Below are 18,254 nucleotides of genomic sequence, written 5' to 3'. Positions count from 1 at the left end.
GTGAGCTGTAGGCATGGACCGGAGCCGGCTCGGGCTGGTGCTGCACCCCAACCGGGACGTCTCGGCGGTGGTCGACACGATCGTGAACTGGGCCGCCCGACATCGGATGTCCCTGGCCGTACGCGCCGAGGACCGGCACCGGGTGCCGGCCACGGTCGAGCCGCTCCCGGTGGGCGAGGTGGCCGCCCGGTCGGACGCGCTGATCGCGATCGGCGGGGACGGGACCATGCTCGGCGCGTTGCGCTCGGCCGTCCACGACCCGAGGCCGGTGCTCGGCGTGCACGTCGGCAAGCTCGGTTTCCTGGTCGAGGTGGAGCCGCCGGAGCTGCCGACCGCGCTGGACCGGCTGGTGGCGCACGACTTCACGGTGGAGAGTCACAGCTGCCTGGCCTGCGACGTGTGCGGCGACGACCTCGTCGCGTTCAACGACGTGGCGCTGATCCGCCAGCCCGGCTCCGGCTTCGTCGAAGCCTCCCTCGCGGTCGACGGGCAGCAGTACGGGTACTACCGCTGCGACGCGCTGGTGGTCAGCACCCCCACCGGCTCGACCGCCTACAGCTACGCCGCCGGCGGCCCGCTGGTCTCGCCGGCGACCGACGCGGTGGTGGTGACCCCGTCCGCCCCGATGGCCGGCATCTCCCGCGCGGTGGTGCTCTCCCCCGACGAGACGATCCACCTGGAACTGCGCGACTGCTCCGGGCCGGTGGCGGTGGAGGTGGACGGCCTGGTGATCCGGGATGCCGCGACGGAGGGCGTCGTGCAGGTGCGCTACCGGCGCGACGCGGGCCTGGTCGTCCGCCTGGATCCGCAGCGCTACCAGGAGCGCAACCAGCTCAAGCTGAGCCTGCTGGACCTGCCGCTGCTCCCCGACCAGCTCCGCGAGCTGCTGCCGGAGGGCCTCCGCGAGAGGCTCAACCGCCGCGAGTTGCCCCCGCCGCGCTGACCGGCGTCACCTGCCTGTCCGGCCCGCCCCTCCGGCTGCCGCACGTCCCCGCACATCCCGCTCGTCTGCCCGGCTCGCCCCACTCGTCTTCGGCGGCCTGTCGAGCTGATGTCGTCAGCGATTCATGCCCCCGTCCTGGCCGATCGACACGGCCCGGGGTTCCTGACAGGAGCCCGGGAGGCCCTCCCTGCAGGAGCCCGGACGGCCGTCCTACAGGCGCCCGGGAGGCTTCTCTGCCCTGAACCGTGGCCTGATGTCACAAACGACTCAGCTCGAAAGGGCCGAGAGGGCAAGCCCGCCGACGGGGATCGGCATACGGCGAACAGCAGACGGCAGGCGGCAGACGGCAGGCGGCAGACGGCGAGACAGCCCCCGGGCGAGGCGGGCGGATGCGACCAGGGGCTCAGGCGCGCTTGAGCACCTCGGAGACCAGGTCCTTCGCCTCCTGCTGGATCCGGGCCAGGTGCTCGGGCCCCTGGAACGACTCGGCGTAGATCTTGTAGACGTCCTCGGTGCCGGACGGCCGGGCGGCGAACCAGCCGGAGTCGGTGGTCACCTTGAGCCCGCCGATCGGCGCGCCGTTGCCCGGGGCCGCGGTGAGGGTCGCGGTGATCGGCTCGCCGGCCAGTTCGGTGGCGGTCACCTGCTCGGGCGAGAGCTTGCCGAGCACGGCCTTCTGCTCCCGGTTCGCCGGCGCGTCGATCCGGGCGTACGCGGGCGCGCCGAAGCGCTCAGCCAGCTCCGCCCAGTGCTGGCTCGGCGTGCGGCCGGTGGTGGCGATGATCTCGGCGGCGAGCAGGCAGAGCAGGATGCCGTCCTTGTCGGTGGTCCAGGTGCCCCCGTCGCGGCGCAGGAACGACGCACCGGCGCTCTCCTCGCCGCCGAAGCCGACCGCGCCGTCGAGCAGCCCGGGGACGAACCACTTGAAGCCGACCGGCACCTCCAGCAGCGGGCGGCCCAGGTCGGCGGCGACCCGGTCGATCATCGAGGAGGAGACCAGGGTCTTGCCGACGGCGGCGGCCGGGCCCCAGTTCGTCCGGGTGCGGAACAGGTGGGCGATCGCCACCGTGAGGTAGTGGTTGGGGTTCATCAGGCCGCCGTCGGGGGTGACGATGCCGTGCCGGTCGGCGTCGGCGTCGTTGCCGGTGGAGACCTGGTAGTCGGCCCGGGCCGCGATCAGCGAGGCCATCGCGTTCGGCGACGAGCAGTCCATCCGGATCTTGCCGTCGCCGTCCAGGGTCATGAACCGCCAGGTGGGGTCGACGGTCGGGTTGACCACGGTCAGGTCCAGCCGGTGCCGCTCGGCGATCTCGCCCCAGTAGGCGACGCTCGCCCCGCCGAGCGGGTCGGCGCCGATGCGCACCCCGGCGTCGCGGATCGCGTCGACGTCGATCGCCGCCGGCAGGTCGTCGACGTAGCCGGCGAGGAAGTCGTACGACCCGGTGGTGTCGGCGGCGCGGGCCCGCGCGTAGGGAATCCGGCGGACCTCCTTCAGCCCGTCGGCCAGGATGGCGTTGGCCCGGTCCTGGATCCACTTCGTGACGTCGGTGTCCGCCGGCCCGCCGTGGGTGGGGTTGTACTTGAAGCCGCCGTCGTCGGGCGGGTTGTGCGACGGGGTGATCACGATGCCGTCGGCCAGCCCGCTGGTGCGCCCCCGGTTGTGGGTGAGAATGGCGTGCGACACCGCCGGGGTGGGCGTGTAGCCGTCCCGGCTGTCCAGCAGCACCGTGACCTCGTTGGCGGCGAGCACCTCCAGCGCGTCCACCGCCGCCGGGGTGGAGAGCGCGTGGGTGTCTCGGCCGACGAACAGCGGGCCGTCCAGGCCCCGCTCGCGGCGGTAGTCGCAGAGCGCCTGGGTGACGGCGAGGATGTGGTCGGAGTTGAACGCGTTGCGCAGGCTCGACCCGCGGTGCCCGGACGTGCCGAAGGAGACCTGCTGCGCCGGGTCCTGCGGATCGGGGTGCTCGGCGTAGTAGGCGGTCACCAGCCGCGGCACGTCGACCAGGTCGGCGGGCTGGGCGGGCTTGCCGGCCCGGGGATGACTGCTCACGGTTCCACCTTCTGTCCCTTGCCGATCACCACGATGCCGTTGTCGGAGACGGTGTAGCGCTGCCGGTCCTTCTCCAGGTCGACCCCGATCTCGGCCCCCTCGGGCACGACCACGTTCTTGTCGAGGATGGCCCGGCGGACCACGGCGTGCCGGCCGATGTCCACCCCCTCCATCAGCACCGCGCCGTCCACGTGCGCCCAGGAGTGCACCTTCACCTTCGGCGACACGACCGAGTTCTCCACGAGCGAGCCGGAGATCACCGCACCGGGCGAGACCATCGAGCCCACCGCCCGGCCGACCCGCTCGCCCCACTGGTGCACGAACTTCGCCGGCGGGTACGGCGGCTGCTCGGTGTAGATCGGCCACTCGAAGTTGTAGAGGTTGAACACGGGGTGCACGTTGATCAGATCCATGTGGGCGTCGTAGAAGGAGTCGAGCGTTCCCACGTCGCGCCAGTAGCCGCGGTCCCGGTCGGTGCTGCCCGGCACCTCGTTGTCGCGGAAGTCGTAGACGTTGGCCTCGCCCCGCTCGACCAGCATCGGGATGATGCTGCCGCCCATGTCGTGCTTGCTGGTCTTGTCCTCCGCGTCGCGCTCGACCGCCTCGCACAGCGCCTTCGTGCTGAACACGTAGTTGCCCATCGAGGCGTAGATCTGGTCGGGGGCGTCGGGCAGGCCGACCGCGTCCGTGGGCTTCTCGCGGAACGCCCGGATCCGCCGGCCGTCCTCGCCGACCTCGATCACGCCGAACTGGTCGGCCATTGACAGCGGCTGCCGGATGCCGGCCACGGTTACCCCGGCGCCGGAGGCGATGTGGTCCTCGACCATCTGCCGCGGGTCCATCCGGTAGATGTGGTCGGCGCCGAAGACGATCACGTAGTCCGGCTGCTCGTCGTTGATCAGGTTGAAGCTCTGGTAGATCGCGTCGGCGGAGCCGGCGAACCACCACGGCCCCCGCCGCTGCTGCGCCGGCACGGGGGTGACGTAGTTGCCGAGCAGCGTCGACATCCGCCACGTCTTGGTGATGTGCCGGTCCAGCGAGTGCGACTTGTACTGGGTCAGCACGACGATCTTCAGAAAGCCGGCGTTCGCCAGGTTGGAGAGGACGAAGTCGACCATGCGGTACATCCCGCCGAACGGGACGGCCGGCTTGGCACGGTCCGTGGTGAGCGGCATCAGGCGCTTGCCCTCTCCGCCGGCCAGGACGATCGCGAGCACCTTGGCAGCCATGGTCCGACGCTAACCATCCGCCGGAGACTTCACCACTCGTACGGGCACACTTCTGCACTAGGGTGCGGGGGATGACGGACTCCGCACACCTTCGCGTCGACCTGTTGACCCGGGAGTACCCCCCGGAGGTGTACGGCGGCGCCGGGGTGCACGTGGAGTACCTGGCCCGTGAGTTGCGCCGGCTCGCCGACGTACGGGTGCACTGCTTCGGCGCGCCGCGCACCGAGCCGGGCGTCACCGCGTACGCCGAACCGGCGGGCCTGGGCGGCGCGAACGCCGCGCTGCGGACGATGGGCGTGGACCTGGAGATGGCGGCGGCGTGCGCCGGCACCGACGTGGTGCACAGCCACACCTGGTACGCCAACCTGGCCGGGCACACCGCGAAGCTGCTGCACGGCGTGCCGCACGTGGTGACCGCGCACAGCCTGGAGCCGCTGCGGCCGTGGAAGGCCGAGCAGCTCGGCGGCGGCTACGCCCTCTCGTCCTGGTGCGAGCGCACGGCGTTCGAGGCCGCCGACGCGGTGATCGCGGTCAGCGAGGGGATGCGGCGCGACGTGCTCACCGCCTACCCGGCGGTGCACCCGGACCGGGTCCGGGTGGTCTACAACGGCATCGACACCGACGAGTACTCCCCGGACCACGGCACCGACGTGGTGGAGCGGCTCGGCATCGACCCGGCCCGCCCGAGCGTGGTGTACGTCGGGCGGATCACCCGGCAGAAGGGGCTGCCCTACCTGCTGCGGGCGGCGCGCGACCTGCCGGCGGACACCCAGCTGGTGCTGCTGGCCGGCGCGCCGGACACCCCGGAGATCGCCGCCGAGGTGGAGGGCCTGGTGGCCGAGCTGCGGGCGGGCCGATCGGGCGTGGTCTGGGTGGCCGAGATGCTGCCCAAGCACGAGGTGATCCAGGTGCTCACGCACGCCACGGTCTTCGTCTGCCCCTCGGTCTACGAGCCGATGGGCATCGTGAACCTGGAGGCGATGGCCTGCGAGACGGCGGTGGTGGCCACCGCGACCGGCGGCATCCCCGAGGTGGTCGCCGACGGCGAGACCGGGCTGCTGGTGCCGATCGAGCAGGCCGCCGACGGCTCGGGCCGGCCGCTGGACCCGGGCCGGTTCGTGGCCGACCTCGCGGCGCGGATCAACGAGGTGCTGGCCGCCCCGGAGCGCGCCACCGAGTTCGGGCTGGCCGGCCGGCGCCGGGCCGTCGAGCAGTTCTCCTGGGACGCCGTGGCGCGGCGGACGCTGGAGGTGTACCGGTCGGTGGGCGCGGCCGGCTGAGCCGCGCGCGAACTGATCTCGCGCAGTAGGTTGGCGGGGTGACTGGACGGTTTCCGATCGAAGACGTCTCCCCCGTCGTCTCCTGCGGTCGCTACCCGGCCAAGGCGGTGGTGGGCGAGCCCGTGCCGGTGTCGGCCCGCGCCTACCGCGAGGGGCACGACGCGTTGGGCTGCAACGTGGTGTGGCTGGGCCCCGACGGGCGGGCCCGGCCGTTCACCCGGATGCGCCCCGGCGAGCCCGGCCAGGACCGCTGGCACGCGGTCATCCGCCCGGACGCGGTCGGCGAGTGGGTGTTCACCGTCGAGGCGTTCCACGATCCCTACCTGACCTGGCAGAACGCGGTCACGAAGAAGCTGGCCGCCGGCCAGGGGCCGGAGGATCTGGCCAACGACCTCGCCGAGGGCGCCCGGGTGCTGACGGCCGCCGCCGCGCTGGTGCCGGCGGGCGACGTCGACCGGGTGTCGGCGGCGGTGGCGGCGCTGCGCGACGACCGGCTGCCGCTGCCCCGGCGGGCCGCCCCGGCGCTGGAGCTGGCCGGCCTGCTCTGGGAGCACCCGGTCCGGGAGCTGGTCACCACCGGCGAGGAGCGCCGGCTCTGGGTGGACCGCCCCCGCGCGCTCTTCTCCGCCTGGTACGAGTTCTTCCCCCGCTCGGAGGGGGCCGTCCCGGCCACCGTCGACGCGCCGGCCCGCTCCGGCACGTTCGCCACCGCCACCGAGCGTCTGCCGGGCGTCGCCGCGATGGGTTTCGACGTGCTCTACCTGCCGCCGATCCACCCGATCGGCCGGGTCAACCGCAAGGGCCGCAACAACTCGCTGACCGCGGGGCCGGACGACGTCGGCTCGCCGTGGGCGATCGGCGCCGCCGAGGGCGGCCACGACGCCATCCACCCCGACCTGGGTACGCCGGAGGACTTCCGGGACTTCGTCGCCGCCGCCGCCGAGCAGGGCCTGGAGGTGGCGATGGACCTGGCGTTGCAGTGCGCGCCGGACCACCCGTGGGTGACCGCGCACCCGGAGTGGTTCACCACCCGGGCCGACGGCAGCATCGCGTACGCGGAGAACCCGCCGAAGAAGTACCAGGACATCTACCCGCTGAACTTCGACAACGACCCGGAGGGCATCCGGGCGGAGATCCTGCGGGTGGTGCTGCACTGGGTGGGCGAGGGCATCCGGATCTTCCGGGTGGACAACCCGCACACGAAGCCGTTCGACTTCTGGCACTGGCTGATCGCCGAGGTGAAGAAGGTCGACCCGGACGTGCTCTTCCTCGCCGAGGCGTTCACCCGGCCGGCGATCATGCACGGGCTGGGCAAGATCGGTTTCACCCAGTCGTACACGTACTTCACGTGGCGCACCTCGGCGGCCGAGATGCGGGCGTACTGCGAGGAGCTGGTCGCGGCGGCCGACCACATGCGGCCGAACTTCTGGCCGAACACGCCGGACATCCTGCACGAGTCGTTGCAGCACGGCGGCCCGCCGATGTTCAAGATCCGGGCCGTGCTGGCGGCGCTGCTCTCCCCCTCCTGGGGCGTGTACGCCGGCTACGAGCTGTTCGAGCACGTGGCCCGCCCCGGCGCCGAGGAGTACCTCGACAACGAGAAGTACGAGCTGCGCCCCCGGGACTGGGCCGGCGCGCAGGCGCAGGGCCGCTCCCTGGCGCCGTTCATCGCCACCCTCAACCGGGTACGCCGGGAGAACCCGGCCCTGCACCGGCTGCGCAACCTGCGCTTCCACGAGATCGACAACCCGGCCCTGCTCTGCTGGTCCAAACACGACCCGGACACCGGCAACACGGTCATCGTGGTCTGCTCGTTCGACGCGCAGGGCGTGCAGTGGGGCAACACCACGCTGGACATGCCGGCGCTCGGCTTCGACTGGCACGACCGGTTCACGGTGCACGACGAGCTGACCGGCGCCAGCTACGACTGGGGGCAGCACAACGCGGTGCGCCTCGACCCGTACCTGCAACCCGCGCACGTGCTGGTCGTGCGGCGGCCCGCCGCCCCGGCCGGCCCGGCGGCGCAGGGGCCGGCGGCGCCGGACCTGACCGTCGAGAACGTTCCCGACGCCCTCTCGGGCGGCACCGCCCCCACCGCTGCAGCGCAGGAGGACGACCCCCGATGGACGAGCTGATCTCCGGCGCGACGCACGATCCGCACGCCGTCCTCGGCGCGCACCCGGCCGACGGTCGGACGGTGATCCGTACGCTGCGCCGGGGTGCCGCCGACGTCGCGGTTCTGGTCGACGGCGAGCGGCACCCGATGCGGCGGGTGCACGGCGTCGGGGTCTTCGAGGCGACCGTGCCCGGCGAGGTGCTCGACTACCGGGTCGAGGTCGACGGCCGGGTGCACGACGACCCGTACCGCTATCCGCCCACGGTGGGCGAGCTGGACCTGCACCTGATCGGCGAGGGCCGGCACGAGCGGCTCTGGGAGGCGCTCGGCGCCCGGGTCTTCGACGAGGGCGTCGCGTTCGCCGTGTGGGCGCCGAACGCGCGCGGCGTCCGGGTCGTCGGCGACTTCACCGGCTGGGCCCCGGACGACGGCTGGCCGATGCGCTCGCTCGGCGCCAGTGGGGTGTGGGAGGTCTTCGTCCCGGGTGCCTCGGCCGGCGCCCGCTACAAGTACCGGATCCTGGGCGCCGACGGGTACTGGCGGGACAAGGCCGACCCCATGGCGGCGTACGCCGAGGTGCCGCCGGCCACCGCGTCGGTGGTGCACCACTCCACGTACGAGTGGGGTGACGCCGCCTGGCTGGAGCGGCGGGCCCGGCGGCAGCCCCACCAGGAGCCGATGAGCGTCTACGAGGTGCACCTGGGCTCCTGGCGGCCCGGGCTGGGCTACCGGGAGCTGGCCGAGGAGCTGACTGCGTACGTCACCGGGCTGGGCTTCACGCACGTGGAGTTCCTGCCCGTGATGGAGCACCCGTTCGGCGGCTCCTGGGGCTACCAGGTGACCGGCTACTTCGCGCCGACGTCCCGGTTCGGCGACCCGGACGACTTCCGTCACCTGGTGGACCGGCTGCACGCCGCCGGCATCGGCGTGCTCCTGGACTGGGTGCCGGCGCACTTCCCCAAGGACGAGTGGGCCCTGGCCCGCTTCGACGGCACCCCCCTCTACGAGCATCCCGACCCGCGCCGGGGCGAGCACCCCGACTGGGGCACGTACGTCTTCGACTTCGGCCGTCGCGAGGTGCGCAACTTCCTGGTCGCCAACGCGCTCTACTGGTGCGAGCAGTTCCACGTCGACGGGCTCCGGGTCGACGCGGTGGCCTCGATGCTCTACCTGGACTACTCCCGGCAGGAGGGGCAGTGGGTCCCGAACCGGTACGGCGGGCGGGAGAACCTGGAGGCGATCGCGTTCATGCAGGAGGTGAACGCGACGGTCTACAAGCACCACGCCGGGGTGGTGATGATCGCCGAGGAGTCCACCGCCTGGCCGGGGGTCACCCGCCCCACCGACGCCGGCGGGCTCGGCTTCGGCTTCAAGTGGAACATGGGCTGGATGCACGACACCCTGCTCTACACCTCGAAGGACCCGATCTACCGGCAGCACCACCACCACCAGCTCACGTTCTCCCTGGCGTACGCCTGGAGCGAGAACTACGTGCTGCCGATCAGCCACGACGAGGTGGTGCACGGCAAGGGTTCCCTCGCGGGCAAGATGCCCGGCGACACCTGGCAGCGGCTGGCCACCGTCCGCGCCCTGCTGGCGTACATGTGGGCGCACCCGGGCAAGCAACTGCTCTTCATGGGCTGCGAGCTGGCCGACGACCGGGAGTGGAGCGAGGAGCGGGGGCTCGACTGGCACCTGCTGCACGACCCGGCCCGGGCCGGCGTGCAGCGCCTCGTCGGCGACCTGAACCGCGTCTACCGGGACACGCCGGCGCTGTGGGCGCAGGACACGGAGCCGGCCGGCTTCCGCTGGATCGCGGGCGACGACGTCGCCAACAACACCGTCTCGTTCGTCCGGATCGCCCCCGACGGCGCGACCCTGGTCTGCGTGGCGAACTTCTCCGCCCGGCCCCTGGAGGACTACCGCGTCGGGCTGCCGGCCGCCGGGACGTGGGCGGAGGTGCTCAACACCGACGCCCACCACTACGGCGGTTCCGGGGTGGGCAACCTGGGCGCCGTGCACGCACAGGACGTGCCCTGGCACGGGATGCCCGCCTCGGCGGCGCTGCGGGTGCCGCCGCTCGGCGTGCTCTGGCTCCGCCGGGGCTGACCCGGTCAGCGCCCGGGGTCGCGCCGGCACCCCGGCGCGGACCGGTCAGCACCCGGGGTCGCGCCGACACCCCGGCGCGGACCGGTCAGACCAGGCCGGCGTCGCGCAGCAGCTTCCACAGGCCGGCGCCGTCGGGCGCGGAGAGCCACTTCTGCCCCACCGGCCCGGCCGAGGAACTGCCGGCCGGGGCGGGCAGGCTACCGGCCAGCACCGCCTGGGTGGGCGAGAGCCGGCGGATCGCCACCCCCGCCACGTTCTGCGGGTGGGCGGCCGCGAACTCGCGGTAGATCTCCGGGTCGTGCTGCCCGTCGTCGCCGACCAGCAGCCACTTCACGTCCGGGAACTCCTTGGCCAGCCGGGCCAGGGTGACCCGCTTGTGCTCCCGCCCGCTTCGGAACCAGCGGTCCGCGGTCGGCCCCCAGTCGGTCAGCAGCAGCGGCCCGGCCGGGTAGAGGTGCCGGGACAGGAACCGGGTCAGCGTCGGCGCGACGTTCCAGGCGCCGGTGGACAGGTAGAAGACCGGCGCGCCGGGGTGGGCGGTGGCCAGCCGCTCGTAGAGCACCGCCATGCCGGGCACCGCCGCCCGGGCGTGCTCGTCGAGGACGAAGGTGTTCCAGGCCGCGAGCAGCGGGCGGGGCAGCGCGGTCACCATGACCGTGTCGTCGATGTCGGAGAGGATGCCGAAGCGCACCTCCGGGTCGAGGATGCGCACCGGCGCCTCGACCGGCTCGGCGTCCGGCAGGCTGATCCGCACCGCTCCCCAGCCCGGCGGCAGGTCCGCCTCGAGCACGGTGTCGACGAAGCCGCTGCGGTCGGCCTGCGCCTCGTGCCGCACCCCGCCGGCCTCGACGGTCACCGTCACGTGCTTGGCCGGCAGGGTGGTGAAGCTGCGCCAGCCGCGGACCTTCTCCAGCCGGCCCCGCTGGCGGGTGTCCAGCCGCCCCAGCAGCACCCGGCACATCACCCGCACCCAACCGGGCGCGCCGTAGCCGGCGTACGCGATGATGTTGGTCCGCCAGCCGGTGCGCCGCAGCCGACGCTCGACCATCGCGTGCACGGCGTCCTCGATCCGCGCGGCCCGGTGCAGGTTCGGTACGGCCAACTGGCCTGCGGGAGTGGGTGGCACGTGAGCAACCCTGCCACAACCCGGCGACCTCGGCCACGCGAGGCGATCTCCGTGGCCGCCAGCTGCGCCGATCCACCCCGCCCGGTCCCGCCGGCGTGAAACACTCCGGTCGGGACGACGACGGGGGCGTTGGTCGTGTCGCAACCAGTGCACAAGCGTGGGCGGTGGCGCCCGCAGCTCGACCGGCCGGCGCTCGTCGCGCTGCTGTTCGGGCTCGCCGGGGTCGGCTACCGGCTGGTGCTGACCCTGCACACGGTGCCCGTCTCCAACAGCGACGAGGCGACCTTCGGGCTGGCCGCGCTGCACATCGCGCAGGGCCGCGAGCTGCCCGTCTTCCTCTACGGCCAGCGCTACATGGGGGTGCTGGAGTCGTACCTGGCCGCGCCGCTGATCGCGGTCGCCGGGCCGAGCTGGCCGCTGCTGCGCCTGCCGCTGCTGGTGCTCTACGCCGTCTTCCTCTGGCTGATCCACCGGCTGACCCGGCGGATCTGCTCGCCCTGGTTCGCCGCCTTCGTCGTCGGGCTGCTCGCCCTCGGCGGGGAGCGGGTGGTCCGGGACCAACTGACCGTGGTCGGCGGCCGGCCGGAGGTCAAGGTGGCCGTGCTGCTGATGCTGCTGGTCGTGGTGGGACTCGCCCGGGGCACCGTGCGGCACCGCCGGCTGGCCGTCGGGCTCTTCGGCCTGCTCGCCGGGGTGGCCGCCTGGTCGGACTGGCTGATCCTGCCCTACCTGGGGGCGGCCGCGCTGGCACTGCTCTGGGTGGCCCGCCGGGAGCTGCTCGGCTGGGCCGGGGTGCTCCTGCTGGCCGGTTTCGCCGTCGGGATCGCGCCGATGATCCGGGACAACCTCGTCGCCCCGCCCGGCGAGGACTCGCTGTCGGTGCTGCGCGAGGTCAGCACCCGGGCCGGGCCGCCACCGCCGTGGACCCGGCGGCTCGACGGCGGGCTGCTGGAGGGGGTGCCGCTCGCCGCCGGACTCTGCCCGGTGGACGGCTGCTCCCGCTGGCAGGGATGGTTCGGCCTGCTCTACCCGCTGCTGCTGGTGGTCGCCGCCGCGCTCGCCGTGGTCGCGTACCGCCGGGCCGCGGGCGCCCCGACCGGCCGCCGGGTCGGCCCGGTGGTGCACCTCGCGCTGGTCGTGGGCGCGGCGCTGACCCTGCTGTCGTACGTGCGCAGCCCGCTGGCCGCCACCAGCCCGCTGGACAACGCCCGGTACCTCTCCGTCCTCCAGCTCTCCCTGCCGGCGGTGCTGTGGCCGCTCTGGCTGGCGGCGGTCGCCTGCTGGCGGGGCACGGTCGGGGCGCTCGGCCGGCTGGCCGGGGCGCTCGCCACCGCCGTGCTCGCCGCGCTGACCGCGACCACGCTGGTGGTCACCGTGCTGTTCGCCGCCACCGGCACCGAGGCGTCCCGGGTCGAGGAGCGGCAGGCCCGCGAGCTGGCCGACCGGCTCCGCGCGGGCGGCCCCCACGAGGTGTACGGCGACTACTGGACCTGCAACCGGCTGATCTTCAACACCGACGAGTCGGTGGTGTGCGCGGTGCTCGACGGCGGACTCACCCCCGGGCAGAACCGCTACCCCGCGTACTGGCGGCAGGTGGAGCGGGCCGACCGGCCCGGGTACGTGCTGGCGGCCGGCTCGGCGGCGGAGCGGCGGCTGCGCCGGCTGCTCGGCGACCGGGCCGACGCGGCGCTGCTCGCCGAGGTGGGTGGGTATCGCGTGTACCACCCGGAGACGCCGGTGCGGCCGTGGCGGTAGGGACGGGCCGTACGCTGGCCGGGCCGGCGCGCGGGCGCCGCGCCGAGGCGAGGAGTCACCGATGCTCATCCTGCTGCCGCCCTCCGAGGGGAAGGCCGACGCCGGCACCGGCCGGCGGCTGGACCTCGCCCGGCTCTCCCTGCCGGAGCTGACCGGCGCCCGGGAGGAGGTGCTGGCCGCGCTGGTGGCGCTCAGTGACGGCGACGAGGAGGCGGCCCGGACGGCGCTGGGGCTCAGCGAGGGCCAGCGCGGCGAGCTGCGGCGCAACGCCCGGCTGCGGGTGGCGGCCACCGCCCCCGCCGGCGGGCTCTACACCGGCGTGCTCTACGAGGCGCTCGACCTCGCCTCGCTCCCGCCGGCCGCGCAGCGGGCGGCCCGCCGGTCGGTGCTGATCAGCTCCGGCCTCTGGGGCGCGGTACGCCTCACCGACCGCATTCCGCCCTACCGCTGCCCGATCGGGGTGCGGCTGCCGGGGGTCGGCGCGCTGTCGGCGTACTGGCGGCGGGCCCTCGCGCCGGCGATGGACGCCGCGGCCGGCGCCGGGCCGGTGCTCGACCTGCGCTCCGGCGCGTACGCGGCCACCTGGGCGCCCCGCGGCGAGGTGGCCGCCCGCACCGTGACGGTCCGGGTGCTGCACGAGCGGGAGGTCGACGGCGTGCCCGTCCGGTCGGTGGTGAGCCACTTCAACAAGGCGACCAAGGGTCGGCTGGTGCGGGACCTGCTGACCGCGGGCGCCCGGCCGCGCTCGGCCGACGGGCTGGTGGCGGCGCTGCGCGACCTGAAGTACACGGTGCTGGAGCAGCCCGGACCATCCCACCGGCCACGCCAGGTCGACGTTGTCGTCACCGAGTTGTAGGGCTGCCGCAAGATTTCCTCAAGGCTGGGGCGGATCGGTTTCCCCGTCGGCGTCTTCGGGTCACGGTAGGGGGACCCCGACGCCGACAAGGAGTGCCTGAGTTGGCTCCCGAACCGATCCTGCTCGACCGGCCGAGCCTCCCGTCGACCCCGCCGCCGCTGGACTGGCTGACGCTGGCCGACGCGTTCGAGGCCGCCTGCCTGCTGCGCTGCATGCCCCCGCCGGCGGTCGCCGGCGCCCGCCGCCCGGTGCCGCACCACCGCCCGGCGACCGTCGAGTTCAACCGGGAGGAGGCCGCCCTGCGGTTCCGGCAGCTGCTCGGCCGGCTGGACGTCCCGATCGAGCACGAGGTGACCGTCGGCGGGCTGCGCCGCCGGTACGAGCTGCACCGCCTCTCGGTTCCCCTGGCGGACCGGCCGGCGTACGCGCGGACGCTGGAGGCCGGCTGGCGGCAGGGCCGGCGCGAGCTGCTGGGTGGCCCGGTCCCCGGCGCGTCGACGACGCGGCGGGTGTGGCGGCCCCGGCTGGCCGCGGCGGCCTGGCGGGCCGCCCTGCTCGCCGGGGGGCGGCACGTGCGCCGGCACATCCTCGGCGTCCGGCTCACCGACCGGGAGCTGGCCGCCGTCCTGGTGCGCGGGGCCGCCCTGCTGGACGTGCCGGCGCTGCTGCGCCCCGGCACCGGGTGCTTCCTGGTCTGCGTCGCCGACGGCCCGGACCGCGAGCGGATCCTGCACAGCGCCGCGCTGGAACCCGCCAGGGCGGCCGAGCCGGCATGACGGCCGGATGACCGAACTGACCCCCACCGTCCACCCGGCGCCGGAGCCCTAGTCCAGCCCGACGGGTGGGCGGCGGGTTGCGGTGCCGGCCCGCGCGGCGCAGAGTGCAGACCGTGAGTCGAACCCGGTCCCGCCGCGCCCGCCGGCGCCCCGGCCGCCCGGCGGCGCTGTTGTCGCTGCTGCTGGTGGTGACGCTGCCCGGCCTCGCCGGCTGCCGGGACTCCCCCGAGCCGCCGGTGCCCATCCGGATCGCGACCGGCAGCCCGACGGCGGTCTACCACGCCTTCGGCCGGTCGCTGGCCGACATCCTCAACCGGGAGATGCCGAACGTCCGGGCCAGTGTGGTGGTCACCGCCGCCTCGGCGGAGAACGTCCGGCTCGTCGGCTCGGGCGAGGCCGAACTGGGGTTCACCCAGGCCGACGTGCTGCCGGCCGCGCCGGCGACGCACCCGTCGGTCGTCGCGGTCGCCCGGGTCTACGACGACCTGCTGCACCTGGTCACCACCGCCGGCGGGCCGGTCCGCACGCTGGCCGACCTGGGTGGGCGGCGGGTCTCCGTGGGCGCCCCCGGGTCCGGCACCGAGATCACCGCCTCCCGGCTGCTGGAGGTGGCGCGCCTGGGCGGCGACCGGGTGCACCGGGAGCGGCTCGGCCTCGACGACTCGGTGGCGGCGCTGCGGGCCGGCAAGATCGACGCGTTCTTCTTCTCCGGCGGGCTTCCGGTCAGCGCGGTGAAGCAGCTCGCCGACGACAGCGCGACCCGGATCGTCGACCTGGGCGAGTGGACCGAGCCGCTGCGCGGCAGCAACCCCCAGGTCTACGTCTCCCGGGACATCCCCCGCTCGGTGTACGGCACCGACCCGGTCACCACCGTGGCCAACCCGAACTTTCTGATCGTCCGGGCCGACCTGCCGGAAGCGCTGGTCCGGGAGGTGACCCGGCTGCTGATGGAGCGCCGGCAGGAGTTGGCCGCCGCTCATCCGGCCGCCGGCCGGATGAGCCCCCGCTCGGCCATCGCCACCTCCCCGCTGCCGCTGCACCCCGGCGCCGCCAACTGGTACCGCGCCGCCAAGCCCTGAGCCCGGCGGCCGGTGACGGTGACGGGGCGCCCGGCCGCACGGCGACCGGGAGGACCCTCGGTCGGACTGCGAACCCGTCGCCCCGGCCGGGCGTCACCCGGTCACGGCGTGCCCGGTCCGGCGGGGACCGGGGCGGCGGGCCCGTCGACGGGCGGTGCGGGAGCACCGGCGGGAACCGGCTCGGCCGGGTCGGTCGGGTCCGTCGGGTCGGTCGGGTCCGTCGAGCGGGTCGGGGCGGGGAACCAGAGGCCGGCGACCAGGCCGCGCGGCTCGCCCCGGCGCATGGTGAGCCGCCCGTCCGAGGCGTCGACCAGCACGGCGACGATGGTGAGGCCCAGCCCGGCGCCGTCGATGTTCTGCACCTCCGGCGCCCGCCAGAACCGCTCGGTCGCCTGGCCGAGCTGGCTCTCCGTCATGCCCGGGCCGGTGTCCCGGACCTCCAGCGCGGTCCCGCCCTCGTGGTGCCGCACGGTCACCGTCACCGCCCCGCCGGCGCCGCTGAACTTCACCGCGTTGTCGATCAGCGCGTCCAGGGCCTGGTCGATGGCGGTCGGCACGGTCCGCGCGTACGCCGGGGAGTCCACCGCCGCGAGCCGGAGGGCGACCGACCGGTGCCGGGCGAGCGGCTCCCACGCGGCGACCCGGGACGCGGCCACGGCCGCCGCGTCGACGGTGACCCGCTGGTTCTCCCGCCGCTCGGCGCGGGCCAGGGTGAGCAGCGCGTCCAGCACCAGGGCGAGCCGGTCGGTCTCCTCCAGGGCCAGCCGGTGCTCGGCCTGCCCGGCCGGGTCGGTCAGGCTCAGCCCCAGCTCCTCCACCCGCAGGCGCAGCGCGGTCAGCGGGTTGCGCAGTTGGTGGCTGGCGTGCGCGACGAAGGCGCGCTGCCGGTCCATGACGTCGGAGACGGCGTCGGCCATGTGGTTGAAGCTGGCCGCCAGCCGGCGCAGCTCCGGCGGGCCGAGCCGATGCTGCACGCGGGCGCCGCGGTCCCCCTCGGCGATCTCGTGGGTGACCGCGTCCAGCTCGGTGACCGGGCGCAGCACCCAGCCGGCCAGCCCGAACGCGGTGAGCACGCAGGCCAGCACGGCGAGCAGCCCCGTCCCGGCCAGCACCAGCCACCAGACGGCGACCGCGCGCCGGACCGGGTCGGCCGGGGTGGCGGTGACCACCGCCCCGAGCACCTCGCCGCCGTCGTTGATCGGCACCGCCACCACGATCGGCCGGTCGACCCACGGCCAGACCGACTCCGGCCCGCTGGCCTGCTGGCCGGAGAGCGCGGTGTCCAGCGCCTCGCGGGTCCCCGCAGCCGGCCGCCAGCTCTCGGAGGACGCCACGGTCCGGCGGTCCCGGTCGACCACCGCCGCGCCGATCCCGTACAGGGCGTCGTAGCTGCGCAGCTCGTTGTCGAGCGGGCCGGGCGTCCCGCCGCGCAGCGCCGGGCCCGCCAGCGAGGCGAACCGGGTGGCGTCGGCGAGCCGGTCGGCGCGTACCCGGTCGGTCTCCCGGCTGGCCAGGGTGGCCGCCAGCGGGGTCTCCAGCGCGATCAGCACCAGCACCATCAGCAGCAGGTAGCTGATCACCAGCCGACGTCGCACGGCGCCGCCTCACTCGCCGCGCAGCCGGTAGCCGACCCCGCGGACGGTCTCCACGAGGCGGGGGTCGCCCAGCTTGCCGCGCAGCGAACCGACGTGCACCTCGACCGTGTGCCCGTCGCCCCACGTGGTGCCCCAGGCGTCGAGCAGGATCCGCTCGCGGGGCACCGCCACCCCGGGCTGCCGGGCCAGGGAGAGCAGGACGTCGAACTCCTTGCGGGTCAGCGCCACCGGCCGGCCGGCCACGGCGACCGTCCGCGCGGCCACGTCGATGCGGACCGTCCCGGCCTCGATCAGGTTGCGCTCGGGCACCGTGTGCGCCGCCCGGCGCAGCACCGCCTCGATGCGCGCCTGGAGCTCGGTCATGGAGAAGGGCTTGACCACGTAGTCGTCCGCGCCCAGCCGCAGGCCGAGCACCCGGTCCCGCTCCTCGCCCCGGGCGGTCACCGCGATGATGCCGAGCTGGCTGCTGCGCCGGCGCAGCTCGCGGCACAGGTCGGTGCCGTCCCCGTCCGGCAGGGTCAGGTCGAGCAGCACCAGGTCGCAGGGGGCGGCGGAGAGGGCGGCGGCGACGGTCGCCGCGTGCTCCACCTCGTACCCCCGGCGGGTGAGGGCGGAGGAGAGCGCGGCGGCCACCCGACGGTCGTCCTCGACCAGCAGGATGCGCACCCGGAGCCCCCATTCGTCGGTCTGTCGACCCCGAATGGTGACAGAAGCCGGCCGCAAACGGGAGGGTAGGCCCCTCGTCGCCCGCCGTGCGGACGGCGGCCCGGCCCGCTCCGGCGCACCGGAAGCGGGCGACGGGCCCGGGTGGGAGCCCGGAGGCCCCCACCCGGGAGCATGTCGGCGGCGCGGGCGGTAGCGCGGAAAACCGGGCCGGCCCCTGCGTAGGCTGCCGGGGTGATCTACAAGCTGCTGACCACCGTCGAGTGGGACGACGCGCTGGCCGCGGGCCACTTCGCCGGCACCGCCACGGACGCGCAGTCCGGGTTCATCCACCTCTCCGGGCCCGACCAGGTGGTCGAGACGGCCCGCCGGCACTTCACCGGCGCCACCGGGCTGACCATGCTCACCGTGGACCCGGCCCGGCTCGGCGACGCGCTGCGCTGGGAGCCGTCGCGCGGCGGCGCGCTCTTCCCCCACCTCTACGGGCCGCTGCCGGTGCCGGCGGTGATGGCCGCCGACGCCCTGCCGGCGGACGTGCCGGTCGCCGACGCGGTGGCGACGCTGCTGCGTTGAGCGGGTCGATATGCTACGCCGAGTCCGCGCGCCCCGGCCTCACTCTCCGTGCCCGGGGCCGGCGCGGCAGCCCGGACCCGCGCGGGTGGCCGCCGCTCCCGGCG

The 18,254-nt window shown here is 74.6% G+C and carries 14 protein-coding genes; 9 read left to right on the top strand and 5 right to left on the bottom strand.

Translation table 11 applies throughout. The annotated features are described in order from the left end of the window. Nucleotides 1–13: 13 nt before the first annotated feature. Nucleotides 14–943, top strand: a complete 930-nt coding sequence (locus ACFY23_RS21105; protein WP_350677883.1) for an NAD(+)/NADH kinase — start codon at nucleotides 14–16, stop codon at nucleotides 941–943. 403 nt (nucleotides 944–1,346) lie between these two features. Here the strand turns inward: ACFY23_RS21105 and pgm are convergent, their stop codons facing one another. Both pgm and glgC read right to left on the bottom strand, forming a co-directional pair. Beyond that, entirely contained in the window at nucleotides 1,347–2,993 is a 1,647-nt protein-coding gene (gene pgm, locus ACFY23_RS21100; protein ID WP_350677880.1) for a phosphoglucomutase (alpha-D-glucose-1,6-bisphosphate-dependent), read from the bottom strand. Further along, nucleotides 2,990–4,222 (bottom strand): glucose-1-phosphate adenylyltransferase, encoded by a 1,233-nt coding sequence (glgC, locus tag ACFY23_RS21095; protein ID WP_350677877.1) that lies wholly within the window; start codon nucleotides 4,220–4,222, stop codon nucleotides 2,990–2,992. Before glgC ends, pgm begins: the two co-directional genes overlap by 4 nt. Before the next feature lie 71 nt (nucleotides 4,223–4,293). Here glgC and glgA point away from each other — a divergent pair, with 71 nt between their 5' ends. The 3 genes from glgA to glgB are packed head-to-tail and all read left to right on the top strand — an operon-like array spanning nucleotide 4,294 to nucleotide 9,727. Further along, complete coding sequence (gene glgA, locus ACFY23_RS21090) at nucleotides 4,294–5,502, top strand: glycogen synthase (RefSeq protein WP_350677874.1); 1,209 nt, start codon at nucleotides 4,294–4,296, stop codon at nucleotides 5,500–5,502. Nucleotides 5,503–5,540: 38 nt separating this feature from the next. Continuing rightward, complete coding sequence (locus ACFY23_RS21085) at nucleotides 5,541–7,637, top strand: alpha-1,4-glucan--maltose-1-phosphate maltosyltransferase (RefSeq protein ID WP_350677872.1); 2,097 nt, start codon at nucleotides 5,541–5,543, stop codon at nucleotides 7,635–7,637. Further along, entirely contained in the window at nucleotides 7,625–9,727 is a 2,103-nt protein-coding gene (gene glgB, locus ACFY23_RS21080) for a 1,4-alpha-glucan branching protein GlgB (RefSeq protein ID WP_350677870.1), read from the top strand. Before ACFY23_RS21085 ends, glgB begins: the two co-directional genes overlap by 13 nt. A gap of 85 nt (nucleotides 9,728–9,812) precedes the next feature. Here glgB and ACFY23_RS21075 read toward each other — a convergent pair whose 3' ends face one another. Next, the gene (locus ACFY23_RS21075) at nucleotides 9,813–10,853 is read right to left on the bottom strand and encodes a phosphatase domain-containing protein (protein WP_350677867.1); all 1,041 of its coding nucleotides are present in this window, start codon (nucleotides 10,851–10,853) and stop codon (nucleotides 9,813–9,815) included. A gap of 135 nt (nucleotides 10,854–10,988) precedes the next feature. On the opposite strand from ACFY23_RS21075, the gene ACFY23_RS21070 reads away from it, so the two are divergent. The 4 genes from ACFY23_RS21070 to ACFY23_RS21055 all read left to right on the top strand — a co-directional run bounded on the left by ACFY23_RS21070 (nucleotide 10,989) and on the right by ACFY23_RS21055 (nucleotide 15,319). Next, nucleotides 10,989–12,608, top strand: coding sequence for a hypothetical protein (locus ACFY23_RS21070; protein ID WP_350677865.1), 1,620 nt, complete (start codon nucleotides 10,989–10,991; stop codon nucleotides 12,606–12,608). A 61-nt stretch (nucleotides 12,609–12,669) separates the two neighbouring features. Continuing rightward, nucleotides 12,670–13,464, top strand: a complete 795-nt coding sequence (gene yaaA / locus ACFY23_RS21065; protein WP_350677862.1) for a peroxide stress protein YaaA — start codon at nucleotides 12,670–12,672, stop codon at nucleotides 13,462–13,464. Between the two features lie 101 nt (nucleotides 13,465–13,565). Next, nucleotides 13,566–14,240, top strand: a complete 675-nt coding sequence (locus ACFY23_RS21060) for a hypothetical protein (RefSeq protein ID WP_350677860.1) — start codon at nucleotides 13,566–13,568, stop codon at nucleotides 14,238–14,240. A 104-nt stretch (nucleotides 14,241–14,344) separates the two neighbouring features. Continuing rightward, entirely contained in the window at nucleotides 14,345–15,319 is a 975-nt protein-coding gene (locus ACFY23_RS21055) for a TAXI family TRAP transporter solute-binding subunit (protein WP_350677858.1), read from the top strand. A 101-nt stretch (nucleotides 15,320–15,420) separates the two neighbouring features. On the opposite strand, the gene ACFY23_RS21050 is transcribed toward ACFY23_RS21055, so the two are convergent. Both ACFY23_RS21050 and ACFY23_RS21045 read right to left on the bottom strand, forming a co-directional pair. Then, the gene (locus ACFY23_RS21050) at nucleotides 15,421–16,914 is read right to left on the bottom strand and encodes a HAMP domain-containing sensor histidine kinase (RefSeq protein WP_350677856.1); all 1,494 of its coding nucleotides are present in this window, start codon (nucleotides 16,912–16,914) and stop codon (nucleotides 15,421–15,423) included. A 9-nt stretch (nucleotides 16,915–16,923) separates the two neighbouring features. Further along, the gene (locus tag ACFY23_RS21045; protein ID WP_350677853.1) at nucleotides 16,924–17,580 is read right to left on the bottom strand and encodes a response regulator transcription factor; all 657 of its coding nucleotides are present in this window, start codon (nucleotides 17,578–17,580) and stop codon (nucleotides 16,924–16,926) included. 231 nt (nucleotides 17,581–17,811) lie between these two features. Between ACFY23_RS21045 and ACFY23_RS21040 the strand changes: the two genes are divergently transcribed. After that, nucleotides 17,812–18,150 carry a DUF952 domain-containing protein gene (locus tag ACFY23_RS21040; protein ID WP_350677851.1) on the top strand — a complete coding sequence of 113 codons (339 nt, stop codon included), beginning with the start codon at nucleotides 17,812–17,814 and terminating at the stop codon, nucleotides 18,148–18,150. Nucleotides 18,151–18,254: the final 104 nt, after the last annotated feature.

Origin of the sequence: Micromonospora sp. NPDC000121, assembly GCF_042899165.1 — a bacterium.
In the GTDB taxonomy this organism is placed as follows: Bacteria; Actinomycetota; Actinomycetes; order Mycobacteriales; family Micromonosporaceae; genus Micromonospora.
Note: the sequence above shows the minus strand (reverse complement) of the source record. Positions and strands in the feature narration are given on the sequence as shown.